The following is a 19,347-nucleotide window of genomic DNA, read 5'->3' on the forward strand; positions in this document are numbered from 1 at the left end:
CCAGAGGCGCGGGTATAAACCGCGTCTCGTTGTTTTGTCGGACTTTTTACCCATGAGCTTCAGCCCTTTGATTCGCCAACTGATCGATTCCCTGCGCGTTCTGCCGGGTGTGGGTCAGAAAACCGCCCAGCGCATGGCGTTGCAGTTGCTCGAGCGTGACCGCAGCGGCGGTTTGCGTCTGGCTCAATCCCTGAGTCAGGCCATGGAAGGGGTCGGTCACTGCCGTCAGTGCCGCACGCTGACCGAAGACGATCTGTGCCCGCAATGCGCCGATACGCGCCGCGATGACACGCTGTTGTGCGTGGTGGAAGGGCCGATGGATGTCTATGCGGTCGAGCAGACCGGGTTCCGTGGGCGTTACTTTGTGCTCAAAGGTCACCTGTCGCCGCTGGACGGCCTCGGGCCTGAGGCAATCGGTATTCCGCAGTTGATGGCGCGGATCGAAGAGGCGGGCACTTTTGCCGAGGTGATCCTGGCCACCAACCCGACGGTGGAAGGTGAAGCGACGGCGCATTACATCGCGCAGTTGCTGAACAATAAAGGCTTGATCGCCTCGCGGATTGCCCACGGTGTACCGCTGGGGGGTGAGCTGGAGCTGGTGGATGGCGGTACCCTTGCACACTCGTTTGCCGGGCGTAAGCCGATCTCTCTCTGATAGTTGTGTTGCCTGATCTGACGCCTTCGCGAGCAAGCCCGCTGCCACAATGGTTTTGTATACGCTACAAATCCCATGTGGCAGCGGGCTTGCTCGCCAATGGCGCGCCTCGGTCTGTCTGAATCAAACAATCCTGTTGAAAACCAAGCAAGCGCTCGGTTAACGTCGGTCAACCCTTCCGTGGAGTTTGCCGATGCCTGCCTTCCAGGAATACTTCGACCCCAGCCACCAATTGGTTCGCGACAGCGTCAGACGTTTCGTCGAGCGTGAGATCCTGCCGGACATCAATGAGTGGGAAGAAGCCGAAAGCTTCCCCCGTGAGTTGTATCTGAAGGCCGGTGCAGCGGGGATCCTTGGTATCGGCTACCCCGAAGCACTGGGTGGCAGCCATGAAGGCGATGTGTTCGCCAAGGTTGCCGCCAGTGAGGAATTGATGCGCTGCGGTGCTGGCGGCCTGGTGGCGGGGCTGGGTTCGCTCGATATCGGCCTGCCGCCGATCGTCAAATGGGCGCGTCCCCACGTGCGCGATCGCGTGGTGCCGCCGGTGCTCCGTGGCGAGAAAATCAGTGCGCTGGCCGTTACCGAGCCCGGCGGCGGCTCTGACGTTGCCAACCTGCAAACCCGCGCCGTGCGTGACGGTGATTTCTACCGGGTCAGCGGCAGTAAAACCTTTATCACCAGTGGCGTGCGCGCCGATTTCTATACCGTCGCGGTTCGCACCGGCGCGCCGGGTTTTGCTGGCATCAGCCTGTTGCTGATCGAGAAGCAAACGCCCGGATTCACCGTCGGCCGCCAGTTGAAGAAAATGGGCTGGTGGGCGTCGGACACGGCGGAGTTGTTCTTCGACGATTGCCGGGTGCCTGTCGACAACTTGATCGGTGCCGAGAACATGGGCTTCGCCTGCATCATGGGCAACTTCCAGAGCGAGCGGCTGGCGTTGGCGCTGATGGCCAACATGACTTCACAGTTGGCGCTGGAAGAGAGCCTGAAGTGGGCACGCGAGCGTGAGGCATTCGGCAAACCGATCGGCAAATTCCAGGTGATCAAGCACCGGCTCGCCGAGATGGCGACGGCGCTGGAAGTGTCGCGGGAGTTCACCTATCGGCAAGCGGCGAAAATGGCGGCGGGGCAGAGTGTCATCAAGGAGATTTCCATGGCGAAGAACTTTGCCACGGACACCTCGGACCGAATCACCACCGAAGCGGTGCAGATTCTCGGCGGGCTGGGTTACATGCGCGAGAGTCTGGTGGAGCGGCTGTATCGGGATAACCGCATCCTGTCGATTGGCGGTGGGACGCGGGAGGTGATGAACGAGATCATCAGCAAGCAGATGGGGCTTTGAAGGGTAGCTGAGGCTACTGCCTCTGCGCGGGCAAGCCAGTTCCCGGTGTACACAAGATTTGTGAACGACCGAAATCACTGTGGGAGCGGGCCTGCCCGCGAAGGCATCAGTACAGGCGCTACTTACTTATCGGTCAGGGCAAACTGCGTCAGGCAGAATGTCGGGATCCCCATGTCTTCCAGACGCTGCGAACCACCGAGCTCCGGCAGATCAATGATCGCCGCCGCCTCATGCACCCGAGCGCCCATCCGGCGAATCAGATTGGCCGCGGCAATCAGCGTTCCGCCGGTGGCAATCAAATCATCAAACATCACCACCGAATCGCCCTCACACAGGCTGTCGGCGTGCACTTCAAGGAACGCTTCACCGTACTCGGTCGCGTAACCCTCGGCCAGCACGTCCGCCGGCAGTTTGCCTTGCTTGCGGAACAGCACCAGCGGCTTGTTCAACTGATAGGCCAATACCGAACCGATCAAAAAACCACGGGCATCCATCGCGCCGATGTGGGTGAAGTCGGCTTCGACATAGCGGTGAGCGAAGCTGTCCATCACCAGGCGCAGGGCCGTTGGCGACTGGAAGAGGGGGGTGATGTCACGAAAGATCACGCCCGGTTTCGGGAAGTCGATTACGGGGCGGATCAGGGATTTGATGTCGAAGGAGTCGAAGACCATCGTCGAAGTGTCCTGGCAGGGCTGCAAACGGCGCAGTATACCCGCGGCTGAAACGCTTCGCTCAACCGCGGATCGAGATCAGCCCTCGAGCGAGCCACCCGCCAGCGCACACAGCTGAATCGGGTCGAGGATATGAATTTCTTTGCCCTCGGCGGCAATCAGTTCGTTTTGCTGGAAGCGGGTGAACACCCGGGACACGGTTTCTACCGCCAGCCCCAGGTAGTTGCCGATTTCATTGCGCGACATGCTCAAGCGGAACTGGTTGGCCGAGAAACCGCGAGCGCGGAAGCGGGCGGACAGGTTGACCAGGAAGGTTGCAATACGCTCGTCGGCAGTCTTCTTCGACAGCAGCAACATCATTTGCTGGTCGTCGCGAATTTCGCGGCTCATCACGCGCATCAACTGGCGGCGCAGTTGCGGCAATTGCAGGGCCAGTTCGTCGAGGCGTTCGAAAGGGATTTCGCAGACCGAGGTGGTTTCCAGGGCCTGGGCGGAAACCGGGTGTTTTTCGGTGTCCATGCCGGACAGGCCGACCAGTTCGCTCGGCAGGTGGAAGCCGGTGAGTTGCTCTTCGCCGGTATCGCTCAGGCTGAAAGTCTTCAGGGCGCCGGAGCGTACTGCATAAACGGAATCGAACGTGTCGCCCTGGCGGAACAGGAACTCACCCTTTTTCAACGGGCGGCCGCGTTTAACGATGTCGTCCAGCGCATCCATGTCTTCCAGATTCAGAGAAAGTGGCAGGCACAGAGGGGCCAGGCTGCAATCCTTGCAATGAGCCTGGGTGTGAGCGCGCAGTTTAACTGGCTCGGACATTTCTTTAATCCTTGTGGGAAAACACACATAAGCCGTAAGGGTAACTCACGGGAGGACATTCAGGCCAGCTTGTGAAGAGATTGCCCTGCGGGCATAAAGCCGCAGGGCACGCGACAGTCGAGGTGCTATCGAGTGAATCCTGAACCATCGGTTTCAAAGCGTCTGCGTAAGCAATAACAGTTCAGATCACCCGGGAAAAACGCTGGCGGTTCTGCTGTTCAAGGTAGGCGTCAAATACCATGCACACCGAGCGCACCAACAGCCGTCCGGCCGGTAAAACCTCAATACGCTCGCGACCAAGCGTGATCAGGCCATCGTTGGCCATGCCTTGCAGTTGCGGCCACAGCGCGCCGAAATACCCCTGAAAATCGATGTTGAACTGCTGCTCGATCTCGGCGAATTCCAGGCTGAAATTGCAGATCAGTTGCTGAATCACTGCGCGTCGCAGCCGATCATCGGCGTTGCACACCAGGCCCCGACTGGTCGCCAATTGCGCGGCGGCGAGGGTGTTTTGGTATTCGTTGAGATCACTGCTGTTCTGGCAATACAGATCGCCGATCTGGCTGATGGCCGATACGCCCAGGCCAATCAAGTCGCAATGACCGTGGGTGGTGTAGCCCTGGAAGTTGCGTTGCAGGGTTTGTTCTTCCTGAGCGACCGCCAGTTCATCGTCGGGCAGGGCGAAGTGGTCCATGCCGATGTAGCGGTAACCGGCGGCGGTCAGTTGCTCGATGGTGCGCTGGAGCATGTGCAGTTTTTGCGTCGGGGTCGGCAGTTCATTGCTGTTGATCCGCCGCTGCGGCATGAAGCGTTCCGGCAGGTGTGCGTAGTTGAATACCGAGAGTCGATCCGGCTGCAGGCTGATGACTTCCTCGACCGTGCGGGCGAAGTTGTCGGGGGTCTGTTTGGGCAGGCCATAAATCAGGTCAATATTGATCGAACGAAATTGCAGCGTGCGCGCCGCGTCGATCACGGCGCGGGTTTCTTCCAGGCTTTGCAGGCGATTAACCGCCCGCTGTACCGCCGGATCAAGGTCTTGCAGGCCAATGCTGACCCGGTTGAACCCCAGCTCACGCAGCAAGCCCATGGTTGACCAGTCGGCTTCACGCGGATCGATTTCGATGCCGTAATCGCCGGAGTCGTCATCCAGCAGATTGAAGTGTTTGCGCAGATGCGCCATCAGTTGGCGCAGTTCGTCGTGGCTGAGAAAGGTCGGCGTACCGCCGCCGAAGTGCAACTGCTCGACTTTCTGCGCCGGGTCGAGGTGGCAGGCGATCAGCTGGATTTCCTGCTCCAGGCGTTGCAGGTAAGGCAGCGCTCGGCCACGATCCTTGGTGATCACCTTGTTGCAGGCGCAGTAGTAGCAAATGTTCGCGCAGAACGGCACATGCACATACAACGACAAGGGGCGTAGCGCCTTGCGGCTGTCGCGCAGGGCGTGGAACAGGTCGAAGGTGCCGACCTGACTGTTGAATTGCACGGCCGTCGGGTACGAGGTGTAGCGCGGCCCCGCCAAGTCGTAGCGGCGGATCAGATCTGTGTCCCAACGAATGGCGTCGAGCATGCGGGCATTCCCCCGGGTAGGCTGGCAGTGTTGGCGAGTCTAGGGGAGGGCGCGCGCAGGCATGTTGATTTGCATCAACGGGGAGATATGTGTGGCGGGTGCGGGCTTGCCCGCGAAGGTTGCGCCGCCGATTCAATGCCCCATCAACCAGTGTTGATGAGGGCCGGGCAGGGTCCAGATGCCGAACAGCATCACTAAAACCCCGCCGGTCATGCGTACGCTGCGTTTGCGCAACAACGCTGTGACGCGCTCGGCGGCGAGGCCGGTTGCGAGCAGCACCGGCCAGGTACCCAGCCCGAATGCGAGCATCAACAAGGCACTGTCCAGCGCATTGCCCTGGCTCGCCGACCACAACAGCGTGCTGTAAACCAGTCCGCAGGGCAGCCAGCCCCATAGCGCACCGAGCAATAAGGCGCGGGGCAGGCTCGACACCGGTAGCAAGCGGTTGGCTACCGGTTGAATGTAGCGCCACAAGCCGCGACCGAGGCTTTCGATGCGGGTCAGTCCGCTCCACCAGCCGGCCAGATACAAGCCCATGGCAATCAACAGCAAACCGGCCAGCACGCGCATGAACAGCGCGGCCGGGCTGTTCGCCACTGCCCAACCGGCGAGGCCGATCAGCAATCCGGCGGTGGCGTAACTGAGGATTCGACCCAGGTTGTAGGCCAGCAGCAGACGAAAGCGTCGGCTGCGTTGTTCCTTGGGGATTGCCAGCGTCAGCGCGCCCATCAAACCGCCGCACATTCCCAGGCAATGGCCGCCGCCGAGCAAGCCGAGGATCAGCGCCGACACCAGCAGAGGCGCCAATTCAAGCATGGGGCGGCGCCTTGTCGTCCGGTTTGGTTGCGTTGGCTTCGTCCACCGCAGCGGTGTGGTTGGGGTCCTGATCGTCGAACAGAATGCTGTGGGCCGGACCGTCGAGGTCGTCGTACTGACCGCTGTCCACTGCCCAGAAGAAAATGTACACGGCGATGGCCACGATCAGCAGGGCGGCCGGGATCATCACGTAGAGAGCTGGCATCTGTACTCCATGCCCTTGCGGCTCAGGCCGGCAGCGGGCGGGTTTCTGACGCGGTGCGGGCGGCCGGCGCGCTCGGCAGGCGAGTCAGGCGCAGGGCGTTGAGCACCACGGTCAACGAACTGATCGACATGCCAACCGCGGCCCACACCGGGGTGATCCAGCCGAGGGCGGCGAACGGCAACATGAAGCCATTGTACAGCGCCGCCCACAGCAGGTTCTCGATGATTACCCGGCGGGTGCGTCGCGCCAGTGTGAAGGCTTGCACCAGTGCGTCGAGCCGATTGGACAGCAACACGGCATCGGCGCTGGTTTTCGCCAGGTCAGTGGCCGAGCCCATGGCCACGCTGATGTCGGCAGCCGCCAGCACTGGCACATCGTTGACGCCGTCACCGAGCATCAAGACTTTGCGACCTTCCCGGTGCAACTGGTGCAGCACTTGCAGTTTGTCGTCCGGGCGCAGACCGCCACGGGCCTCTTCGATGCCCAGTTCTGCGGCAACACTTGCGACCATCGGCGAACTGTCGCCGGACAACAGCAATGTGCGCCAGCCACGCGCCTTGCAGGCGGCGAGCAGGGCCGGTGCATCGTCGCGCAAACGGTCATCGAGGACGAACCAGGCCAGCGGCCGCTGCGTGTCGCCGAGCAGCAGCCATTGCCCGGGTTCATTCGGCATCGCAGGCGCAGTGGCGCCGCTAAGGGCGCAGACAAATTCCGCCTGACCGATGCGCAAGCGTTGTTCGCCGACCAAGCCTTCGAGGCCAAGCCCTGGCGTGCTGTGGACCTCTTCGGCCGCCAGCGGCGCACGGCCGAACGCGCGGGCAATCGGGTGTTCCGAACGGTTCTCCAACGCAGCGGCGAGGCTCAGGCATTGATCGCTGTCCAGTGCGCCCAGTGGGCGAATCGAGCGCAATACCAGTCGGCCTTCGGTGAGGGTGCCGGTCTTGTCGAAAATCACCGTGTCGATCTGGTTCAGGCCTTCCAGCACATGGCCGCGGGTCAGCAGCAAGCCGAGTTTGTGCAACGTGCCGGTGGCGGCGGTGAGGGCGGTCGGTGTTGCCAGCGATAGCGCACAGGGGCAGGTCGCCACCAGCATCGCGAGGACGATCCAGAATGCGCGTGACGAATCCAGCTCCCACCACAGCAGGCCAATGGCAGCAGCGGCGATCAGCGACAACAGCAAGAACCATTGCGCGGCGCGGTCGGCGATTTCCGCCAGTCGTGGTTTTTCGGTTTGGGCGCGGTCGAGCAAACGGACGATGGCCGACAGTCGCGTGTCCTGTCCTAGCGCGAGCACTTGCACGGTTAACGCACCCTCAACGTTCAGGGTGCCCGCTGTGACGGCATCGCCCGGCGTGCGCGGTTGTGGCAGGTATTCGCCGGTCAGCAGTGATTCGTCGATGCTCGACTGGCCATCGAGGATCTTGCCGTCCGCCGGCAGGGTCGAGCCCGGTGGCACCAGCACGTGATCGCCCAGGCGCAGCTCGCTGAGCAGGATGCGCTCGCTCTGGCCGGCCTCATCGAGGCGCAGGCACGAGGCGGGCAACAGGTTGACCAACTGTGCGGTCGCAGCGGCGGTTCGCTCCCGCGCGCGACGCTCCAGATAGCGCCCGGCGAGCAGAAACAGCGCAAACATGCCGACCGCATCGAAATACAACTCGCCGACGCCGGTGATCGCCGTCCAGATCCCGGCCATGTAGGCGCTGCCGATCGCTAGCGACACCGAAACATCCATGGTCAGGTGGCGCGTTCGCAAGTCACGCATCGCGCCCTTGAAGAACGGCGCGCAACTGTAGAACACGATCGGCGTGGTCAGAAACAGCGCGACCCAGCGCAGGATGGTGTGCAGTTCGGGGCTCAGGTCGATGTTGAATTCCGGCCAGGTCGCCATGGTTGCCATCATCGCCTGGAACCATAGCAGCCCGGCCACGCCCAATTGGCGCAGGGCGAGGCGGTTTTCGCTGGCTATCTGTTCGCTGGCACGGTCGGCCTGATACGGGTGGGCGGCGTAACCGATGTGGCGCAGTTCGGCGAGCAATCGGCTCAGCGGCAATTGCCCATCCGCCCAGCGAACGTGAAGTCGATGGTTGGACAGATTCAGTCGGGCTTCGGCGACCGCCCCAAGCGTGCGCAGATGTTTCTCGATCAGCCAGCCGCAGGCGGCGCAACTGATGCCTTCCATCAGCAGCGTGGTTTCGGCCAGTTCGCCTTCGTGGCGGACAAAAGGTTGCTGGACATCGGCGCGGTCGTACAGCGCCAGCTCATCGACCAATTGCACCGGCAGCGCTTCGGGGTTGGCCGAGGCTTCGCTGCGGTGCTGGTAGTAGCTTTGCAGACCACCGGCAACGATGGCTTCGGCCACAGCCTGACAGCCCGGGCAGCAGAACTCACGGGGTTCCCCGAGTACAACGGCGGTGAAGCGACTGCCGGACGGGACGGGCAGGGCGCAGTGGTAGCAGGGGATCGGGGTGGTCATCAGGTTTTCATTAATGCGGCGTAATCGATGTCGTCCGGTCGGGCCTCTTCGCGAGCAAGCCCGCTCCCACGGTGGATACTGGATATCCACCGTGGGAGCGGGTTTGCGCGAAGCGCGGCGTTACTTCTTCAGGTCTTCGGCGCCCTGGAGCGGTTCGTCACCGAGCAGCAGGTCCGTGTCATGGCTGACCCGCTCTTCTTCGAACATGCGCCAGATGTGATCATCCTGCGATCCCAGCAATTCGACAAACCGGCGGCCGTCGACCTTGTCGCTCAACTGGCCGATGTAGCGGCCCGCTTCAGTTTCGCTGCGGGTCAGGACGATCTTGCGATCCTTCTCCGGTTGGGTCGGCGAGATCAGGTTCAGCTCAAGTGTCCTGGGCTGGCTGTCGCCGCTCAAGCGCACTTCGACTTCACCGGTCAGATCATCCAGATGCACAGCGGCGCGCATCTTCAGGTGCTGTGCGAGCAGTTCGCGATCCAGTGAGCGGTTGATGCCTTTGCCTGCCTCGTAGTAGTTGTCGTTGACCAGGTTGTCCGGGTTGTTCACCGCGATGGTCACCATGGACAGGGTCAGCGTCACCGAACAGGCCAGAATCGCGATGATGATCCATGGCCAGAGGTGCTTGTACCAGGGACTTGCGGCGTTTGCTGCGGGCATGTTCAGTTCTCTTAACGGATTTGTGGGCCGATGAATCGGCTCTTGGCTTCAACGTGGACGCTGTTGTCATCAGCATCCTTGAGGATGAATTTGACCTCGTTGGTGCTCGACGGCAGTTGTTCCGGTGCGCTCGACAGCTCGACCGGCATGCTGAAAATATCCCCGGCCGCGACCTTGATTTCACGTTTGCCTTGCAGGCGCAGATCCGGCAGGCCAGCGGCTTCCAGCACGTAGGTGTGGTCGCGCTGATCCTTGTTCATGATCTTCAGGCTGTAGACGTTTTCTATCCGGCCTTCGGCGTTCTCGCGATACAGCACGCGGTCTTTGCTGACATCGAAACCGACCAGTGAACGCATGACGAACGCAGTCACCAACAGGCTGATCATCGCCAGCAACACCACGGCATAGCCGATCAGGCGTGGCCGCAGTTTATGGGTTTTCTGGCCCGACAGGTTGTGTTCGGTGGTGTAGCTGATCAGGCCGCGCGGGTAGTCCATCTTGTCCATGATGCTGTCGCAGGCGTCGATACATGCGGCGCAGCCGATGCATTCGATTTGCAGGCCGTCGCGGATGTCGATACCGGTCGGGCAGACCTGAACGCACATGGTGCAGTCGATGCAGTCGCCCAGGCCCTGAGCCTTGTAGTCGGCGCCTTTTTTGCGCGGGCCACGGCTTTCGCCACGACGCGGATCGTAGGAAACGATCAGTGTGTCCTTGTCGAACATCACGCTCTGGAAGCGAGCGTACGGGCACATGTAGATGCACACCTGTTCGCGCAGCCAGCCGGCGTTGCCGTAGGTGGCGAGGGTGAAGAAGCCGACCCAGAAGTACGACCAGCCATCGGCTTGTCCGGTGAAAAACTCGAAGACCAGTTCGCGGATCGGCGAAAAGTAACCCACGAAGGTCATGCCTGTGACGAAACCGATCAGCAGCCAAAGCGAGTGTTTGGCGAGTTTGCGCAGGAGTTTGTTGCCGCTCATCGGCGCCTTGTCGAGCTTGATGCGCTGGTTGCGGTCGCCTTCGGTGACCTTTTCGCACCACATGAAAATCCACGTCCACACGCTTTGCGGACAGGTGTAGCCGCACCAGACTCGGCCGGCATATACGGTGATGAAGAACAGGCCGAACGCGGCAATGATCAGCAGGCCTGAAAGGAGAATGAAGTCCTGTGGCCAGAAGGTGGCGCCGAAGATGAAGAACTTGCGCTCCGGCAGGTTCCACCACACGGCCTGATGGCCACCCCAGTTCAGCCACACCGTGCCGAAATACAGCAGGAACAGGGCGGCACCGCCCATCATCCGCAGATTGCGGAACAAACCGGTAAAAGCACGGGTGTAGATTTTTTCTCGTGAGGCGTAAAGATCAACGCTGTTGTTCGCGTTTTTGCTCGGTGGCGTGACGTCGTGTACCGGAATCTGGTTGCTCATCATTGCATCCCACGGCAGTGGAAAAATGCCTCGGTCGATACGTGCCGGCCGGGGTCGGAAAGGGCGTTGCAGTGGCGCAATGATACGCCTGTCACGCCGTCTAACGGGTGCGACCTTTGGTCGCGTTGGGGGCGGGCTGTAAATGGTGTAGCAGATGTAACAAGTCCTGATCCAGATCAATTGACTATAGACGATGCATGAGAATCGCTCGGGCGAGTGAGTCCCATGCATCGTCTCGGCAGGCAATCCGCAGGCATCAGTCCAGCCTGCCGCCGCCGAGACTTTCAAGCCCGCCGTCTTTGGGTTTTTTCACCTCATGGCCAGCGGTGGCGTCGCCGCTGGCATCGGGGAGCGGAGTGTCGGGTTTGATACCCGGGTCGGCAAAAGTGAAATCTTCGTGGGATTGCACACAATCAACATCGGATTCTCGCATGGCTTTCTTCCTTGATATGCAGCGGTATAGGGGGTGGTCTGACGAACCATCGGCAGACGGAAAGAAAAGTTACAGACCGATGAAGATTGAGTCTATTGAGCATTTGCCTCAAATCGTGAACGCTTTCTGATTGCAAGTTTCGCAAGCCCCTGCGGCTGATCGTTGATTGCTTTTTAGTTGTTAGTCCTGGTTGTTTTTTAGAAGCTTGGAAACAAGAGTGATTAATTAATCAGGTTTGTGTATTTGAGATTTTATTGTCTTTCGAATAAGTTGGTGGCTGGCGACATGAGGTCGTCAGCATAAGTTATTGAATGGAAGTTAAATATGATGACGGGTAGTAAAGTTGCGGCTTTTATTCTGGGTGTGTGTTTGTTGTTGTCGGTAGTCTCGGCTTATTCTGTGGAGCCTGCGCCTAAATATATGGTGTTTGCATCGGATACGCAGTATCCCTGGACAGACAAGACAGACAGCGGGGCGCCTGAATCTGATGAGGCGTTTACAAAGCGTTCGAAGTGGCTGGTGGAAACTCAGTTGGCAAGTATTGCCGCTTTTCGAAATGCTCAGGGTGGGCAGGCGAAAGTGCCATTGATGATCAACGGAGATATCACCGCTTTCGGTCATGACTGGCAGCGCTCCTATATGAAAGAGGTGCTGGCTAAGCACTTCGGTGGTGAGTATCTGTATGGTTTGGGTAATCATGACTATGAAAACAATGTGGATGATTGTTTCAGTAACAGCTGTGCGGCGGGCAGTATTGTTGAATTCAGAAAACATCATGAAAACAGGGTGGATAACTTTGATGTGAGGTCCGCGCAAGGTTTTTGGGGTAATACGTATTCAGGAAGTCTCGCTTATTCAAAGACCATCGGTGACGTCCACATGGTTCAACTCAACAATGAGCCGACGTACACGACCCGGATTGCTCATTTCCTGAACCCGACGACGTTCGAGATCAATAGTGCACTGGACTGGCTTGAGGTTGACCTGCGTCTGGCGAGAGCTCAGGGGTACGCCATTATCATAAATATGCACAAGCCGTTGAAGATGAAGGGCGACAGTGCGCAGCAAAAACGCTTTCGCGACATGATCGTCAAGTATCAGGTCACAGCAATATTCGCCGGTCATTTACACCGGGACGGCGGTGACTCTTACTGGGTGGGAGATGTGCCGATGTATCTGAGTGGCGCCACGTCTCAGCAGACCTACTTGATCACCCGTTTTACCGAGGATCGCAAGCAGTTGCAGATTTATCTGGTGAAGGACAATCAATGGCAGGAGCGCACGCTCATCGACACGGTGGCGGTGAAATCCATCTGGGCCAGCCGTCCATGAAAAAGGCCCGGCCAATTGTCATTGGCCGGGCCTTCCTTTGCATCAAGCGTCGGCCTTACTGCGCCTCGGCTTCCGGCATTTTTTCACCGTGGGACAGGCTGTAAACGTAAGCCGCCAGCAGGTGAACCTTGTCGTTGCCTTGCAGTTGTTCCTGCGCCGGCATCTGGCCCTGACGGCCGTAACGGATGGTCTGTTGGAGTTGCGCGAAGCTCGAGCCGTAGATGAACGCGCCCGGGTGGGTCAGGTTAGGCGCGCCCATGGCCGGGGTGCCTTTGCCTTCCGGGCCGTGGCAAGCCACGCAGTTGACGGCGAACAGTTTCTGGCCGTTGACCGGGTCAGCCTTGGCGTCTTGCGGCAGCTTGCGGCCATCGAGTTGCGTCACCACATAGGCTGCCACGTCGGCAACGCCTTGCTCGCCGATCACTTCGGCCCAGGCCGGCATCACCGCGTGACGACCGCCCATGATGGTGGTCTTGATGGTTTCCGGCTCGCCGCCCCAGCGCCAGTCGGCGTCGGTGAGGTTCGGGAAACCGTAAGCGCCTTTGGCGTCGGAACCGTGGCAAACCGAGCAGTTGGAGGCGAACAGGCGGCCGCCCATCTTCAGGGCTTGCGGATCCTTGGCGACTTCTTCGATCGGCATGGCAGCAAACTTGGCGAAGATCGGACCGAACTTGGCGTCCGAGCGAGCCATTTCCTTTTCCCACTCGTGGACGCCGGTCCAGCCGGTCTGGCCGTTGGCGAACGCGGTCTGCTTGTCGTTATCGAGGTAGTTATAGCCTGGCAGCAGGCCTTTCCAGTTACCCAGACCCGGATACAGCACCAGGTAACCCAAGGCAAAAATGATGGTGCCCACGAACAGCATGAACCACCATTTCGGCAGTGGGTTGTCGTACTCCTCGATCCCGTCGAAGGAGTGCCCGACCGTCTCGTCCGTCTGTTCGCTGCGCTGGCCCTTGCGGGTCGACAGCAGCAGCCAGGTCAGGGAAAAGATCGTACCGAGACTGAGGACTGTGACGTACAGACTCCAGAATGTAGTCATTCTTTGTTACTCCTAGAAGCTTGCTCGACGTGCTTGATGGCTTCGGGATCATCCGCAAAAGGCAGCAATGTCGCGTCTTCAAACTCCGACTTGCGCTTGGGGCTGAATACCCACAAGGCCAGACCGATGAAGGCCACCATCACGACAACGGTGCCCAGGCCACGAATCATCCCGATATCCATCCAATTCACCGTTTGCTTTTGATGATGGTGCCCAGGCCTTGCAGATAGGCCACCAGCGCGTCCATTTCGGTTTTGCCCTTCACGGCATCTTTTGCACCGGCGATGTCTTCGTCGGTGTAAGGGACGCCGAGTGTGCGCAACACTTCCATTTTCTTGGCCGTGTCTTTGCCGTCGAGCTTGTTTTCCACGAGGAACGGGTAAGCCGGCATTTTCGACTCAGGCACTACGTTGCGCGGGTTGTACAAGTGCGCACGCTGCCAGTCATCGGAGTAGCGACCACCCACACGGGCCAGGTCCGGGCCGGTACGTTTGGAACCCCACAGGAACGGGTGATCCCAGACGCTTTCACCAGCGACCGAGTAGTGGCCATAGCGTTCGGTTTCGGCGCGAAACGGACGGATCATCTGCGAGTGGCAGCCGACACAACCGTTGGCGATATAGATATCGCGGCCTTCCAGTTCCAGCGCCGAACGTGGCTTCATGCCCTCGACCGGCTTGTTGGTCACGTCCTGGAAAAACAGCGGAACGATTTGGGTCAGGCCACCGACGCTGACGGCGATGACCATGAAGAAGGCCAGCAGGCCAATATTCTTCTCGACAGCTTCATGCTTCATCAGTGAGCTCCAACGACAGCGATCTGGGCGGCGGCTTCGGCTTCAGCCGGGTTCGAGGCGCGCACGGTGCGCCAGACGTTGTAAGCCATCAGGAACATGCCGCTGGCGAAGAATGCACCGCCCAGGGCACGGACGATATAGCCAGGGTGGCTGGCTTGCAGCGCTTCAACGAACGAGTAGGTGAGGGTGCCGTCGTCGTTGATTGCCCGCCACATCAGGCCTTGAGTGATGCCGTTGACCCACATCGACGCGATGTACAGCACGGTACCAATGGTTGCGAGCCAGAAGTGCGCGTTGATCAGGCCGACACTGTGCATCTGCGCACGGCCGAACAGTTTCGGGATCATGTGGTAGATCGCACCGATCGAGATCATGGCCACCCAGCCCAGAGCGCCGGCGTGTACGTGGCCGATGGTCCAGTCGGTGTAGTGCGAGAGCGAGTTGACGGTCTTGATCGCCATCATCGGCCCTTCGAAGGTCGACATGCCGTAGAACGCCAGCGATACCACGAGGAAGCGCAGGATCGGGTCGGTGCGCAATTTATGCCAGGCGCCCGACAGGGTCATCATGCCGTTGATCATGCCGCCCCAGCTCGGTGCCAGCAGGATGATCGACATTGCCATGCCCAGCGACTGTGCCCAATCCGGCAGTGCGGTGTAGTGCAGGTGGTGCGGGCCGGCCCAGATGTACAGGGTGATCAGTGCCCAGAAGTGCACGATCGACAGGCGATAGGAGTAGATCGGACGTTCGGCCTGTTTAGGCACGAAGTAGTACATCATCCCCAGGAAGCCAGTGGTCAGGAAGAAACCCACGGCGTTGTGGCCGTACCACCACTGGATCATCGCGTCGGTCGCGCCGGAGTAGGCCGAGTAGGACTTGAAGAAGCTGACCGGCAGCGAGGCGTGGTTGACGATGTGCAGCATCGCGGTGACGACGATGAAAGCGCCGTAGAACCAGTTACCGACGTAGATGTGCTTGGTTTTGCGCTTGGTGATGGTGCCGAAGAACACCAGACCGTAGGTGACCCAGACAATGGCCAGGAGAATAGCCAGCGGCCATTCCAGTTCCGCGTATTCCTTGGTGGTGGTGTAACCCAGCGGCAAGGTAATGATCGCGCCGACGATCACCGCTTGCCAGCCCCAGAAGGTGAAGGCGGCGAGGCTGTCGGAAATCAGTCGCGTCTGGCAGGTTCGCTGCACGACATAGTAGGAAGTGGCAAACAGTGCACATCCACCGAAGGCAAAAATCACCAGGTTTGTGTGCAACGGGCGCAGGCGTCCAAAGCTCGTCCACGGCAGACCGAAGTTCAATTCCGGCCAGACCAGTTGCGAGGCGATGAAGACACCGAGCCCCATGCCAAGGATCCCCCAGACCACCGTCATGATGGCGAACTGGCGGACTACCTTATAGTTATAAGCAGTCGGACTGATTGCTGTGCTCATTCTAAGGTTCCACGGTTTAGGTGTTTTATTAGGATTAAAATCGGCCGCAAGTATGCAGAGAGCAAGGGGTCATTGCAACGCGCCATGACCTGGGTCAATGCTTTCCAACGCTGATTCTGCGGCCTTTCCATACGCCGCGTAAGGACAAAATTGGCCTCGGACAAAATGTCGCAGCAGACAAAAAAAGCGAGGGGTTCAGATCACTTGTAACGAGGTGTGTTAAAACTGCCGGTTCGGCTGATGAACGGCAATCGGCGCGACAGCCGGTATCTACCGGCCTTTGCGGCGCGTTTGTCAGCCGATTCATCGAACACATCGCTCAGGTCGACCTGGAACCAGCACGGGCCAGTCCGCATCGAGCAAGCGTAGACCCGAATCAGGGGAACCGAAAGGAGAGGGTATCAAGGGGTGCGACAATGCGTCGCAAAGGGGCGGGAAACTGCCGCACTGAGAAACATGCGGCAGCGGTGTAGTCAATAACTACTGCTTATTGTCTTCAGTAATAAGTTTTTCTGTATTCAATTTGTGGCTGAGGCTGTACACATAAGCAGCCAGTAATTGCACTTTATCGTTACCCAGCAGCTCATTCTGCGCTGGCATATGACCTTGGCGACCATGGCGGATGGTCTGTTCGAGCTGGGTCAGGCTGGTGCCATAGATAAATCCGGCCGGGTGCGTCAGATTCGGCGCCCCCATGGCTTCAGTGCCGTGGCCGGTTGCCCCATGGCAGGCGACGCAAGTGGTGCTGAACGTTTGCTGTCCGGCTTGCAGGTCGGCCTTGCTGTCGGCGGGCAAAGGCAGGCCGGCCAGATCGTGACGCACATACGCGGCAACGTTTTTCACACCCGCTTCACCGAGCACTTCGCCCCAGGCCGGCATCGCCGCCATCCGCCCACCCATGATGGTGGTCTTGATGGTGTCGGCGTCGCCGCCCCAGCGCCAGTCGCTGTCGGCCAGGTTGGGGAAGCCGAACGCGCCTTTGGCATCCGAGCCGTGGCAGACCGAGCAGTTGGAGGCGAACAGACGGCCACCCATTTTCAGCGCCTGTGGGTCTTTTGCCACTTCTTCCAGCGGCATGGCGGCGAACCTGGCGAAGATCGGTCCGAACCTGGCGTCAGCCTTGTTCATTTCCTTTTCCCACTCGTGCACGCCGGTCCAGCCGTCCTCGTAACCGGGCAGGATGCCTTTCCAGTTACCCAGGCCCGGATACAGGATCAGATAGCCCACGGAAAACACCAGCGTGCCGGCGAACAGCATGAACCACCACTGCGGCAGCGGGTTGTCGTACTCCTCGATGCCGTCGAAGCTGTGGCCCATGGTCTGGTCGACGCTGCCCTTGGTCTCGCCCCGACGCGTGCCGATCAGCAGCCAGGTCAGGCCGATCAGGCTGCCGATGGTCAGTACGCAGATCCACGTACTCCAGAAGGTGGTCATGGCCGGGTACTCCTTGGTTCAGATGCGGGGGTAGTGTCGGGTTGCGGCTCGTCGGCGAACGGCAGCAGACGTGCTTCGGCAAACTCCGGGGTGCGCTTGCGATTGAAAACCCACAAGGTCAGGCCGACGAAGGCGACGAACACCACGACCGTGCCGAGGCCACGTATGAGGCCTGTGCTCATTTCAATGACCATGGCTCACCTCTTGCTCTTGATTGCAGTGCCGAGCACTTGCAGGTAGGAGACGAGGGCGTCCATCTCGGTCTTGCCCTTGAGGCTGGCCACCGCGCCGCTGATATCGTCGTCGGTGTACGGCACGCCGAGGGTGCGCAGGGTCTTGAGCTTGGTTTCGGTGTGGCTGCTGTCGACCGCTTGCGTGACCAGCCACGGGTAGGCGGGCATCTTCGACTCCGGCACGACGTTGCGCGGGTTGTACAAGTGCGCGCGGTGCCAGTCATCCGAGTAACGCGCACCGACCCGGGCCAGATCCGGACCGGTGCGTTTCGAGCCCCACAGGAACGGGTGATCCCACACGCTCTCACCGGCTACCGAGTAGTGCCCGTAGCGTTCGGTTTCTGCGCGGAACGGGCGGATCATCTGCGAGTGGCAACCGACGCAGCCTTCGCGGATGTAGATGTCGCGGCCTTCCAGTTGCAGCGCGGTGTAGGGCTTCATGCCTTCCACCGGTTTGTTGGTCACGTCCTGGAAGAACAGCGGGACGATCTGGGTCAGGCCGCCGATGCTCACGGCGAAAACCATGAGCAACATCAGCAGGCCGACGTTCTTTTCAATCGTTTCGTGTTTCATGGCGGACTCCTCAGGCCATCTGCGCGGCAGCAACGACGTCAGCAGGCTGTGAGGCCCGCACGGTGCGCCAGGTGTTGTAAGCCATCAGGAACATGCCGCTGAGGAAGATCGCCCCACCCACCAGCCGTACGACGAAGCCTGGGTGGCTGGCCACCAGGGTTTCGACGAAGGAGTAGGTCAGCGTGCCGTCCTCGTTCACGGCACGCCACATCAGGCCTTGGGCGATGCCGTTGACCCACATCGACGCGATGTAGAGCACGGTGCCGATGGTCGCGAGCCAGAAATGCGCGTTGATCAGGCCGATGCTGTGCATCTGCTCTTTGCCGAAGATTTTCGGGATCATGTGGTACAGCGCGCCGATGGAAATCATCGCCACCCAGCCCAGAGCACCGGCGTGTACGTGGCCTATGGTCCAGTCGGTGTAGTGGGAGAGCGCGTTGACGGTCTTGATCGCCATCATCGGACCTTCGAAGGTCGACATGCCGTAGAACGCCAGCGACACCACGAGGAATCGCAGGATCGGGTCGCTGCGCAACTTATGCCAGGCGCCCGAGAGGGTCATCATGCCGTTGATCATCCCGCCCCAGCTCGGTGCCAGCAGGATCAGTGACATCACCATGCCCAGCGACTGTGCCCAGTCCGGCAGCGCGGTGTAGTGCAAGTGGTGCGGGCCGGCCCAAATGTACAGGGTGATCAGTGCCCAGAAGTGCACGATCGACAGGCGATACGAATACACCGGGCGCTCGGCCTGTTTCGGCACGAAGTAGTACATCATCCCGAGGAAACCGGCGGTGAGGAAAAAGCCCACGGCGTTGTGGCCGTACCACCATTGCACCATCGCATCGGTCGCACCGGCATACACCGAGTAGGACTTGGTGAAACTCACCGGCAACTCAAGGTTGTTGACGATGTGCAGGATTGCCACGGTGATGATGAACGCACCGAAGAACCAGTTGCCCACATAAATGTGCTTGGTCTTGCGCTGCATGATCGTGCCGAAGAACACGATGGCGTAGGCCACCCAGACGATGGTGATCAGAATGTCGATCGGCCATTCCAGCTCGGCGTATTCCTTGGAACTGGTGTAACCCAACGGCAGGCTGATCGCCGCCAGCAGGATCACCAGTTGCCAGCCCCAGAAGCAGAACGCGGCGATTTTCGGCGCAAACAGCTGAGTCTGGCAGGTGCGTTGCACCGAGTAGAACGAACTGGCGAACAGCGCGCAGCCACCGAAGGCAAAGATCACCGCGTTGGTGTGCAGCGGGCGCAGGCGGCCGAAACTGGTCCAGGGCAAATTGAAGTTGAGTTCGGGCCAAACCAATTGGGCGGCGAGAAAAACCCCGAGGCCCATGCCGACGATGCCCCAGACCACCGTCATAATGGCGAATTGGCGGACCACCTTGTAGTTGTAGGCGGTACTGATAGAAGTGTTCATGGTT

The 19,347-nt window shown here is 59.9% G+C and carries 20 protein-coding genes; 3 read left to right on the forward strand and 17 right to left on the reverse strand.

Translation table 11 applies throughout. The features are described from left to right. Positions 1-52: 52 nt before the first annotated feature. Positions 53-655, forward strand: coding sequence for a recombination mediator RecR (recR, locus tag AACY11_RS20660; RefSeq protein ID WP_339432583.1), 603 nt, complete (start codon positions 53-55; stop codon positions 653-655). A 193-nt stretch (positions 656-848) separates the two neighbouring features. Beyond that, complete coding sequence (locus AACY11_RS20665; RefSeq protein WP_339432582.1) at positions 849-1,997, forward strand: acyl-CoA dehydrogenase family protein; 1,149 nt, start codon at positions 849-851, stop codon at positions 1,995-1,997. Between the two features lie 122 nt (positions 1,998-2,119). Here the strand turns inward: AACY11_RS20665 and AACY11_RS20670 are convergent, their stop codons facing one another. The 9 genes from AACY11_RS20670 to AACY11_RS20710 form a co-directional block, all read right to left on the reverse strand. Beyond that, positions 2,120-2,668, reverse strand: coding sequence for an adenine phosphoribosyltransferase (locus tag AACY11_RS20670; protein WP_027921719.1), 549 nt, complete (start codon positions 2,666-2,668; stop codon positions 2,120-2,122). A gap of 78 nt (positions 2,669-2,746) precedes the next feature. Next, positions 2,747-3,481, reverse strand: coding sequence for a fumarate/nitrate reduction transcriptional regulator Fnr (fnr, locus tag AACY11_RS20675; RefSeq protein ID WP_339432581.1), 735 nt, complete (start codon positions 3,479-3,481; stop codon positions 2,747-2,749). A 181-nt stretch (positions 3,482-3,662) separates the two neighbouring features. Then, positions 3,663-5,045 (reverse strand): oxygen-independent coproporphyrinogen III oxidase, encoded by a 1,383-nt coding sequence (gene hemN, locus AACY11_RS20680; protein WP_339432580.1) that lies wholly within the window; start codon positions 5,043-5,045, stop codon positions 3,663-3,665. Between the two features lie 132 nt (positions 5,046-5,177). Further along, positions 5,178-5,861 (reverse strand): sulfite exporter TauE/SafE family protein, encoded by a 684-nt coding sequence (locus AACY11_RS20685; RefSeq protein ID WP_339432579.1) that lies wholly within the window; start codon positions 5,859-5,861, stop codon positions 5,178-5,180. Further along, positions 5,854-6,066, reverse strand: a complete 213-nt coding sequence (gene ccoS / locus AACY11_RS20690; RefSeq protein ID WP_339432578.1) for a cbb3-type cytochrome oxidase assembly protein CcoS — start codon at positions 6,064-6,066, stop codon at positions 5,854-5,856. The genes AACY11_RS20685 and ccoS overlap by 8 nt, the downstream gene beginning before the upstream one ends. Positions 6,067-6,088: 22 nt before the next feature. Beyond that, on the reverse strand, positions 6,089-8,539 hold the full coding sequence (locus AACY11_RS20695; protein ID WP_339432577.1) for a heavy metal translocating P-type ATPase: 2,451 nt from the start codon (positions 8,537-8,539) through the stop codon (positions 6,089-6,091). Positions 8,540-8,659: 120 nt separating this feature from the next. Continuing rightward, on the reverse strand, positions 8,660-9,199 hold the full coding sequence (locus AACY11_RS20700) for a FixH family protein (RefSeq protein WP_339432576.1): 540 nt from the start codon (positions 9,197-9,199) through the stop codon (positions 8,660-8,662). 11 nt (positions 9,200-9,210) lie between these two features. Beyond that, entirely contained in the window at positions 9,211-10,626 is a 1,416-nt protein-coding gene (gene ccoG / locus AACY11_RS20705; RefSeq protein WP_339432575.1) for a cytochrome c oxidase accessory protein CcoG, read from the reverse strand. Between the two features lie 256 nt (positions 10,627-10,882). Beyond that, a complete protein-coding gene (locus tag AACY11_RS20710) occupies positions 10,883-11,059 on the reverse strand; it encodes a hypothetical protein (RefSeq protein ID WP_339432574.1) in 177 nt (58 codons plus the stop codon). Between the two features lie 327 nt (positions 11,060-11,386). Here AACY11_RS20710 and AACY11_RS20715 point away from each other — a divergent pair, with 327 nt between their 5' ends. Continuing rightward, positions 11,387-12,391, forward strand: a complete 1,005-nt coding sequence (locus AACY11_RS20715) for a metallophosphoesterase family protein (RefSeq protein ID WP_339432592.1) — start codon at positions 11,387-11,389, stop codon at positions 12,389-12,391. Positions 12,392-12,446: 55 nt separating this feature from the next. Here the strand turns inward: AACY11_RS20715 and ccoP (AACY11_RS20720) are convergent, their stop codons facing one another. The 8 genes from ccoP (AACY11_RS20720) to ccoN (AACY11_RS20755) form a co-directional block, all read right to left on the reverse strand. Then, positions 12,447-13,430: a cytochrome-c oxidase, cbb3-type subunit III gene (gene ccoP, locus AACY11_RS20720; RefSeq protein WP_339432573.1), complete on the reverse strand. Its 984-nt coding sequence runs from the start codon at positions 13,428-13,430 to the stop codon at positions 12,447-12,449. Then, positions 13,427-13,612, reverse strand: coding sequence for a CcoQ/FixQ family Cbb3-type cytochrome c oxidase assembly chaperone (locus AACY11_RS20725; protein ID WP_003175465.1), 186 nt, complete (start codon positions 13,610-13,612; stop codon positions 13,427-13,429). The genes ccoP (AACY11_RS20720) and AACY11_RS20725 overlap by 4 nt, the downstream gene beginning before the upstream one ends. A 5-nt stretch (positions 13,613-13,617) precedes the next feature. Continuing rightward, positions 13,618-14,226 carry a cytochrome-c oxidase, cbb3-type subunit II gene (gene ccoO / locus AACY11_RS20730; protein WP_221733289.1) on the reverse strand — a complete coding sequence of 203 codons (609 nt, stop codon included), beginning with the start codon at positions 14,224-14,226 and terminating at the stop codon, positions 13,618-13,620. After that, positions 14,226-15,668, reverse strand: coding sequence for a cytochrome-c oxidase, cbb3-type subunit I (gene ccoN, locus AACY11_RS20735; protein WP_123463551.1), 1,443 nt, complete (start codon positions 15,666-15,668; stop codon positions 14,226-14,228). The genes ccoO (AACY11_RS20730) and ccoN (AACY11_RS20735) overlap by 1 nt, the downstream gene beginning before the upstream one ends. Before the next feature lie 480 nt (positions 15,669-16,148). Continuing rightward, the gene (ccoP, locus tag AACY11_RS20740; RefSeq protein ID WP_339495617.1) at positions 16,149-17,102 is read right to left on the reverse strand and encodes a cytochrome-c oxidase, cbb3-type subunit III; all 954 of its coding nucleotides are present in this window, start codon (positions 17,100-17,102) and stop codon (positions 16,149-16,151) included. Then, complete coding sequence (locus AACY11_RS20745; protein WP_339432571.1) at positions 17,099-17,296, reverse strand: cbb3-type cytochrome oxidase subunit 3; 198 nt, start codon at positions 17,294-17,296, stop codon at positions 17,099-17,101. Before AACY11_RS20745 ends, ccoP (AACY11_RS20740) begins: the two co-directional genes overlap by 4 nt. 3 nt (positions 17,297-17,299) lie before the next feature. Continuing rightward, complete coding sequence (gene ccoO, locus AACY11_RS20750) at positions 17,300-17,908, reverse strand: cytochrome-c oxidase, cbb3-type subunit II (RefSeq protein ID WP_339495618.1); 609 nt, start codon at positions 17,906-17,908, stop codon at positions 17,300-17,302. Positions 17,909-17,918: 10 nt separating this feature from the next. Continuing rightward, positions 17,919-19,343, reverse strand: coding sequence for a cytochrome-c oxidase, cbb3-type subunit I (gene ccoN, locus AACY11_RS20755; RefSeq protein ID WP_221733294.1), 1,425 nt, complete (start codon positions 19,341-19,343; stop codon positions 17,919-17,921). Positions 19,344-19,347 lie beyond the last annotated feature (4 nt).

The organism is Pseudomonas sp. RA_105y_Pfl2_P56, from assembly GCF_963970845.1.
GTDB classification, from domain to species: Bacteria; Pseudomonadota; Gammaproteobacteria; order Pseudomonadales; family Pseudomonadaceae; genus Aquipseudomonas; species Aquipseudomonas baetica_A.